This window comes from Streptomyces sp. DI166 (genome assembly GCF_900091315.1).
In the GTDB taxonomy this organism is placed as follows: domain Bacteria; phylum Actinomycetota; class Actinomycetes; order Streptomycetales; family Streptomycetaceae; genus Streptomyces; species Streptomyces fuscus.
Map to the genome: position 1 here is coordinate 1 of NZ_FLSP01000183.1, position 7,220 is coordinate 7,220.

6 protein-coding genes are annotated in these 7,220 nt (G+C 69.8%); 4 read left to right on the top strand and 2 right to left on the bottom strand.

Translation table 11 applies throughout. The features are described 5' to 3' along the window. Positions 1–51: 51 nt before the first annotated feature. The gene (locus GA0115233_RS39180) at positions 52–1,329 is read right to left on the bottom strand and encodes a M6 family metalloprotease domain-containing protein (RefSeq protein ID WP_093725472.1); all 1,278 of its coding nucleotides are present in this window, start codon (positions 1,327–1,329) and stop codon (positions 52–54) included. Between the two features lie 324 nt (positions 1,330–1,653). Here GA0115233_RS39180 and GA0115233_RS39185 point away from each other — a divergent pair, with 324 nt between their 5' ends. Together GA0115233_RS39185 and GA0115233_RS39190 are read left to right on the top strand one after the other, a co-directional pair. Next, entirely contained in the window at positions 1,654–2,298 is a 645-nt protein-coding gene (locus GA0115233_RS39185; protein ID WP_093725474.1) for a TetR/AcrR family transcriptional regulator, read from the top strand. A 108-nt stretch (positions 2,299–2,406) separates the two neighbouring features. Further along, on the top strand, positions 2,407–3,948 hold the full coding sequence (locus GA0115233_RS39190; RefSeq protein ID WP_093725476.1) for an MFS transporter: 1,542 nt from the start codon (positions 2,407–2,409) through the stop codon (positions 3,946–3,948). A gap of 146 nt (positions 3,949–4,094) precedes the next feature. Here GA0115233_RS39190 and GA0115233_RS39195 read toward each other — a convergent pair whose 3' ends face one another. Continuing rightward, positions 4,095–4,610 (bottom strand): MarR family winged helix-turn-helix transcriptional regulator, encoded by a 516-nt coding sequence (locus tag GA0115233_RS39195; protein WP_093725478.1) that lies wholly within the window; start codon positions 4,608–4,610, stop codon positions 4,095–4,097. Between the two features lie 175 nt (positions 4,611–4,785). Here GA0115233_RS39195 and GA0115233_RS39200 point away from each other — a divergent pair, with 175 nt between their 5' ends. After that, complete coding sequence (locus GA0115233_RS39200; protein ID WP_093725480.1) at positions 4,786–5,571, top strand: dioxygenase family protein; 786 nt, start codon at positions 4,786–4,788, stop codon at positions 5,569–5,571. A 474-nt stretch (positions 5,572–6,045) separates the two neighbouring features. Then, a complete protein-coding gene (locus GA0115233_RS39205; RefSeq protein WP_093725482.1) occupies positions 6,046–7,044 on the top strand; it encodes a sigma-70 family RNA polymerase sigma factor in 999 nt (332 codons plus the stop codon). Positions 7,045–7,220 lie beyond the last annotated feature (176 nt).

Here is a 7,220-nt window from a genome sequence, read left to right on the forward strand (position 1 = left end):
GCCCGCCCCCCGCCCCCGCCGACCCCCCATTACCCCTACCCCCCGTCACCCCTACCCCCGCGTCACCCGCACCACATGGTCCCCCGACAGTTCCGCCCCCACGCTGATGCTGATCCCCCGGTGCGGGTCCCGGAAGGACTCCCCGGGGGTGAAGGGGGCGTCGGAGAGTTCCGCGTGGACGTTCGGGCTGCGGGTGCAGCCGCCGCTGTCGCGGAGGCTGTCGTAGACGCGGACCGGGCCCTGGCCGGTGTCGACGTCGGCGTCGACGCGGTAGATCAGTACGCCCGGGCGGCAGACCGCCTCGTCGTTGCCCTCGCGGGTGCGCAGTTCCAGGGCGTAGCCGGTACGGCCGTCCAGGGGGACGAAGACCAGTTTGGTGCCGCCGCGGCGGGCCAGCGGGGTCAGGACGAACTCCGTCGTGCCGGACCGCGTCGCGCAGTGGATCTGGGAGGGGTCCAGCCAGCCGAGCTTCCACTTGTGCCAGGCGAGCAGGTCGTTGTTGGCGCCCCAGTCCTCGCTCATGATGTCCCAGTGGCCCACCGCGCCCCCGCCCTCCTGGGTGTAGAGGTCGGGCAGGCCGAAGACGTGGCCGTTCTCGTGCGGGAGGACGCGGTAGCCGGTGCGGTCGTAGGTGCCGGAGCCGTCGTCCTGGCGGGAGTAGACGAAGGAGGCGTTGGCGACGGGGACGCCGTCGGCCACCGGGGCCTCGGTGTTGCCGGCGAAGGTGACGGACAGGACCGTGTCCAGGGCGGAGGGGCCGGCGTTGGGGGTCACCAGGACGTTCAGGAAGTCGTAGCGGCGGAAGTCCACCTTCGGGTCGGCCGCGGCGACGATGTCCTGGACGAGTTCGCGGTAGCCGGGGTCGAAGGGGGCGCCGCGTTCTATGCCGTACTCCTCGAACGGCTTCGGCATGCGCAGCCAGCCGGGGACCGGGGTTTCCGTGCGGTAGTCGAGGCGGCCGTAGGAACTGGTGCGGAACCATTCCTGGGTCTGCGGGAAGAACTCCCGGAAGCGGTCCTGGGCCCGGCCCTGGCCGCGGGCGTCGGAGAAGTCGATCATCAGGGTGAGGGCGCGGACGGCGCCCGTGGAGCGGGAGTAGCCGCCGGTCGTCGGTACGCCCTCCGACATCTGCACCGACGGGCCGCCGGTGATCATGCAGGGGCCCAGTGCCGCGGTGCGGGCCACCGAGGTCGGGCCCGCCTTCGCCGTCGTACCCCGCGCCGAGAGGTGCCCGGAGCCCGCCGAGGTGCTGACCGCGAGGGTCAGCGCGGTGACGGAGGCGAGGGCGGCGGCGCGGCGGGGGCGTATCCGACGGGTGGACGGCTGCATGCAGGGGCCCTTCGTCCGCGGCAGCCGCCGGTCCGGCTGCACCCTTGCGATCACCCTCGGTCGGAGGGGGCGCGGGCGCGCGCTGGATGAGCCCGAACGTGGCACCCCGGAGGTGTGTGACTCAGGTCACAGGAAACTTCTTCGATGGCGGGAAATAACCGGGGACCCCTCCCCGTTTAGACCAGTGTTCGCGTGAAACGGGGACTGCTTCCCCGGATCGCGTCACAAGCCCACAAGGCGATCGCCCGCACAGGCAATCGCCCCCAGAGCCCCCGGCACTCAAAGCCAGTAGTCCAGAGCAAGCAGCCACCGAAGGAGCCCACCGTGCAGACCGCCCTCCCCGTGCAGCGCAAGGTGACCCGGCCCCGCGCCGATGCCCTGCGCAACCGGGAGCGGATCGTCACCGCCGCCCGCGACATGTTCGTCGAGCACGGCCCGGACGTGCCGCTCGACGAGATCGCCCGCCGGGCCGGCGTCGGCAACGCCACGGTGTACCGGAACTTCCCGGACCGCGACGCCCTCGTACGCGAGGTCGTCTGCACCGTCCTGGACCGCACGGTGGCCGCCGCCGAGGCCGCGCTGGCCGAGAACGACGACGCCTTCGAGGCGCTGGAGCGCTTTGTGCACACCGCCGCCGACGAGCGGATCAGTGCCCTGTGCCCGATGATCTCCAGCACCTTCGACCAGAACCACCCCGATCTGGAGGCCGCCCGTGAGCGGACCGAGGGGATGATCGCGGTGGTGATGGAGCGGGCCAAGGAGGCCGGACAGCTCCGTACGGACGTCGGTGTCGGCGACCTGATGATCGCCTGTGCGCAGCTCAGCCGGCCCCCGGCCGGTGCCGACTGTCTCAGCGCCGACCGCTTCGTCCACCGTCATCTTCAGCTGTTCCTGGACGGACTGCGGGCCCCGGCCCGCTCCGAACTGCCGGGCACGCCCGTGACCTTGGAGGACCTCCGCCAAGCCTGAGTCCCCAGCAAGTCGTGCCGCCCCTGTCGTAGCGGGCGATTACCGCATTCCGATTCGCACATCTTTACGTACATTTTTCCGTCACGAAGTCCCGAAGTGGGTACCCCCATGTCTGAAACAGCCGCCAAGGCTCCATCCGCCCGCGCCGCAGAGCCTGATGCCAACCGCTGGAAAGCGCTCGTCTTCATCGCGCTCGCCCAGCTGATGGTGGTCCTCGACGCCACCATCGTGAATATCGCGCTGCCCTCCGCCCAGCAGGACCTCGGTATCTCCGACGGCAACCGGCAGTGGGTCGTCACGGCCTACGCCCTCGCCTTCGGTGGTCTGCTGCTCTTCGGCGGCCGTTTCGCCGACCTGTGGGGACGCAAGCGCGCCTTCGTCGTCGGTCTCGGCGGTTTCGCCGTGGCCTCCGCGCTCGGCGGCGCCGCCACCAACGAGGCGATGATGTTCGGCGCCCGCGCCCTCCAGGGTGCCTTCGGCGCCCTGCTCGCGCCCGCCGCGCTGTCCCTGCTCGCCGTGATGTTCACGGACGCCAAGGAGCGTGCCAAGGCGTTCGGCATCTACGGCGCCATCGCCGGTGCCGGCGGTGCCGTCGGTCTGATCCTCGGCGGTTTCCTCACCGAGTACCTGGACTGGCGCTGGACGTTCTTCGTGAACATCCCGTTCGCCGTGATCGCCGCGGCCGGCGCCTGGTTCGTCATCCGTGAGCCCGCTGGGGCCCGCAACCGCAACCCGCTCGACATCCCCGGCGTCCTGCTCTCCACCCTGGGCCTGGTCGCGCTGGTCTACGGCTTCACCCGCGCCGAGTCCGAGGGCTGGGGCGACAGCGTGACGGTCGGCATGTTCGTCGCCTCCGCCGTGCTGCTGCTCGCGTTCGTCGTCACCGAGTCCAAGGTCAAGGCCCCGCTGCTGCCGCTGCGCGTGATCACCGACCGCAACCGCGGCGGGATCTACCTCTCGCTGGGTCTCGCCATCATCGGCATGTTCGGTCTGTTCCTGTTCCTGACCTACTACCTCCAGGTCGTCCAGGGCTACTCGCCGGTGAAGACCGGGTTCGCGTTCCTGCCGATGATCGTCGGCATGATCACGGGCTCGACCCAGATCGGCACCCGCCTGATGACCCGGGTCGCCCCGCGGCTGCTGATGGGTCCCGGCTTCCTGGTCGCCGCGGTCGGCATGCTGCTGCTGACCCAGCTGGAGGTCGACTCCTCCTACGCGGCCCTGCTGCTGCCGGCGATGCTGCTGCTCGGCCTCGGCATGGGTACGGCGTTCATGCCGGCCATGTCCCTGGCCACCCTGGGCGTCAAGCCGCAGGACTCCGGTGTCGCCTCCGCGATGGTCAACACCTCGCAGCAGGTGGGCGGCGCGATCGGTACGGCGCTGCTGAACACCATCGCCGCCTCGGCCACCACCTCCTACGTCGCCGACCACATCGGCGGTGCCACGAGCCGGTCCCAGCAGCAGCTGGTCCAGCTTGAGGGCATGGTCAACGGCTACACCACCGCGATCTGGGCGGCCGTCGGCATCCTGGCCGCCGCCGCGCTGATCGCCTTCACCTTCGTCAACGCCGGCAGGCCGGGCAGCACCCCGGTGGCCTCGTCCGAGGACGGAGCCGAGGAGGAACTGGCGGTACCGGTCGTCGCCCACTGACGCACCGGCCCCTCTTCGGGACGGACCCGTACGTACGGGGAAGGGGACGCCCTGTACGTACGACCCCGGGATCTGCCCCGGCATTCGCTGAGTGAGCGGCTCGGCGGGGCCGGGGCAGATCCATGTTCAGGACCGGACCCCGGGTGCTACCTCAGCCAGGGCAGGTCCGCCCCCGCCTCGTCCGGCTCCAGCCCCTCGGCGACGATCCGCATGATCTCGCCGAGGGAGTTCTGCTGCTCCGGAGTGAGCCGGTCGAACACGGCGGCGCGTACGGCGGCCACATGGCCCGGCGCGGTCCGCTGCAGTACCTCCAGGCCCTCGTCGGTCAACACCGCGAACTGGCCGCGCTTGTCGGAGGGGCAGTCCTCGCGGCGCACCCAGCCGTTCTTCTCCAGCCGGGCGATGGCGTGGGAGAGCCGGGACCGGGTGATCTTCGCGTACATCGCCAGCTCGGTCATCCGCAGGCGCCGCTGCGGGGACTCGGCGAGCTTGACCAGCAGCCCGTAGTAGATGTGCGGCATGCCCGCGTCCCGCTGGAGCTGACGGTCCAGGTGGTCCTCAAGGAGGGTCGTCGCCTGTACGTAGGAGCGCCACACGCGCTGCTCCTCATCGGTGAGCCAGCGGGGCTCCTCGGCTGATGCGGGTACCGGTGCCGTGTTCATGGCTCCACTCTACGGCTCATTGAAACTTAAACGAGATATCGGAAAGTGGTGGCGGAGGCGGGCGTTCCATGTGAGTGCATGAAGATTCAACTAGATGCTTGAAATTTGAAGCGAACGGGCCTACTCTGGCGTACAGGTTTAGTATTCAAGTAACTTCGCCGGAGGAGCCGCCGCCATGACCGCCGCAGCCCAGGAACGCATGCCCGCGCTCTACCTCAGCCACGGCGCTCCGCCCCTCGCCGACGACCCCGTCTGGCCCGGCGAACTCGCCGCCTGGTCCGCCTCCCTGCCCCGCCCGAAGGCGATCCTGGTCGTCTCCGCCCACTGGGAGGAGGCCCCGCTCGCCCTCGGTGCCGTCGAGACCGTCCCGCTCGTCTACGACTTCTGGGGCTTCCCCGAGCACTACTACCAGGTGCGCTACGACGCCCCCGGCGCCCCCGGGCTGGCCGCCTCCGTACGGAAACTGCTGCGCGCCCCCGGCACCCCCGTGCAGGACATCCCCGGCCGCGGACTCGACCACGGCGCGTACGTCCCGCTCGTGGAGATGTTCCCGGACGCCGACATCCCCGTGCTGCAGATCTCCATGCCGACCCTCGACCCGGTCCGGCTGATGGAGATCGGCCGCAAGCTGGCGCCGCTGCGCGACGAGGGCGTACTGATCGTCGGCTCCGGCTTCTTCACCCACAACCTGGCCGCGCTGCGCCAGGGCGGCATCCCCACCTGGTCGGCCGAGTTCGACGACTGGGGCCGCCGGGCCCTGGAGAACCGCGACTGGGACGCGCTGCTGGACTTCCTCCGCAAGTCCCCGGCCGGACGGTACGCCCATCCCCGCACCGAACATTTCGCGCCGCTGTTCGTGACCATGGGCGCGGCCGAGGCGGGCGGCGAGCTGGACGCGCAGCGGTCCGTGATCGACGGGTTCTGGATGGGGCTGGCGAAGCGGTCGGTGCAGTTCGGCTGAGGCTCGGCTGGAGCTCGGCTGGAGCTCGGCTGGAGCAGTCCCCGGGGGGCCGACCTGTCCAGTGGATGAGAGTTCCGTGTGAACCGGCCATGTCCGGCAACTTTCAAGGGATCCCGTCCGTCTTCAAGGGTGGGAGAGCGGTCGATGAAGACGCTCTGCCGGGCATTCCCAGGCTCTGTCGGCCTGATAGTGCGGAATCCGATGTGACGGGGGTCTCATGAGGAGCGGTGACGGGGGGTGCGGGGACGGTGAAACCTCCCTCTGCTCCCGGTCTGACCTGCGTCTCTCTGGGTACCCGCAGCATCACTCCGGCGCGTGTGGCCGGACAGGGTACTGCATGATCAGAAAAATAGAGGGGCAGGTTGGGAATTCTGTCCTGATTCCAGTCGTTGTTTCCATCGGATGCAGGGCACCCGAGGAGAGTGCCGGGCAACCAAGGACCACCCGCCAGCCCACCATCGCAAGGGAGCACGCATGGCAACCCGTGCCGTCGCCCGTCGTAAGTCCGCCACCGGCGAGACGGCCGACGCGGCAAGCAGTGTTCGCGCCCACGGCGGCGAGATCGCCGATCGCGACCTGGTCGGCATGTATCTCGACGAGATCGCGCGTACACCGCTGCTCGACGCCGCCAAGGAGGTCGAGCTCAGCCAGATCATCGAGGCGGGTGTCTTCGCGCGGCAGGTCCTCGACGGATACGAGGAGTCCCAGGCGGACGCCTCCCGCGAGGAACTGGAGGCGTTGGTCGCCGAGGGAGAGCGGGCCAAGGACATCTTCATCCGCTCCAACCTCCGCCTGGTCGTCGCGGTGGCCCGTCGCTACCCGCGCAGCGGCCTGCCCCTGCTGGACCTGATCCAGGAGGGCAACGCCGGCCTGGTGCGTGCCGTCGAGAAGTTCGACTACCGCAAGGGCTTCAAGTTCTCGACGTACGCCACCTGGTGGATCCGCCAGGCCATCACGCGCTCGATAGCCGACCAGTCCCGCACCATCCGGCTCCCCGTCCACCTGGTGGAGGAGCTCGGCCGGATCCGGCGCGTGCAGCGCGAGTTCAACCGTGAGCACGGCCGGGACCCCGAGCCCGCCGAGATCGCGGCCGAGCTGGGCTCCACGCCGGAGCGGGTCACGGACGTCCTCGACTGGGCCCGCGACCCGGTGTCGCTGAACATGTCGGTGGACGACGAGGGCGAGACCCAGTTCGGTGACCTGCTGGAGGACACCTCCGCGGTCTCCCCGGAGCAGTCCGTACTGACGCTGCTGCGCAGCGAGGAACTGGACGACCTGATCGGCCGCCTCGACCAGCGCACCGCGTCCATCATCAAGATGCGGTACGGCATCGACGACGGCCGCGAGCGCACGCTGACCGAGGTCGGCAAGGAGCACGGCCTGACGCGCGAACGCATCCGCCAGATCGAGAAGCACGCGCTGCTGGAGCTGAAGAAGCTCGCCCGGGACACCGGGTTCGACGCGGCGGCGTGACAGTAGGGGCGTACGGGGGCCCGACCGCGTACGCCGGGTGGCGAAAGACCGCGCAAACATGGCGGTCTAACGCCGCTTCAATTGCCAGGGCCCTGGGAACAACCTTTCAGGGTCCAGGAGTTCGACCCCCGCGATCCCCCCTCGCGGGCCGATCCTGAACCACGTCCCGTCGCGAT

Excerpts from the sequence above, each read along its gene's own strand:
- GA0115233_RS39180 (WP_093725472.1), bottom strand. The coding sequence starts at position 1,329 with ATGCAGCCGTCCACCCGTCGGATACGCCCCCGCCGCGCCGCCGCCCTC.
- GA0115233_RS39190 (WP_093725476.1), top strand. The coding sequence starts at position 2,407 with ATGTCTGAAACAGCCGCCAAGGCTCCATCCGCCCGCGCCGCAGAGCCT.
- GA0115233_RS39195 (WP_093725478.1), bottom strand. The coding sequence starts at position 4,610 with ATGAACACGGCACCGGTACCCGCATCAGCCGAGGAGCCCCGCTGGCTC.
- GA0115233_RS39200 (WP_093725480.1), top strand. The coding sequence starts at position 4,786 with ATGACCGCCGCAGCCCAGGAACGCATGCCCGCGCTCTACCTCAGCCAC.
- GA0115233_RS39205 (WP_093725482.1), top strand. The coding sequence starts at position 6,046 with ATGGCAACCCGTGCCGTCGCCCGTCGTAAGTCCGCCACCGGCGAGACG.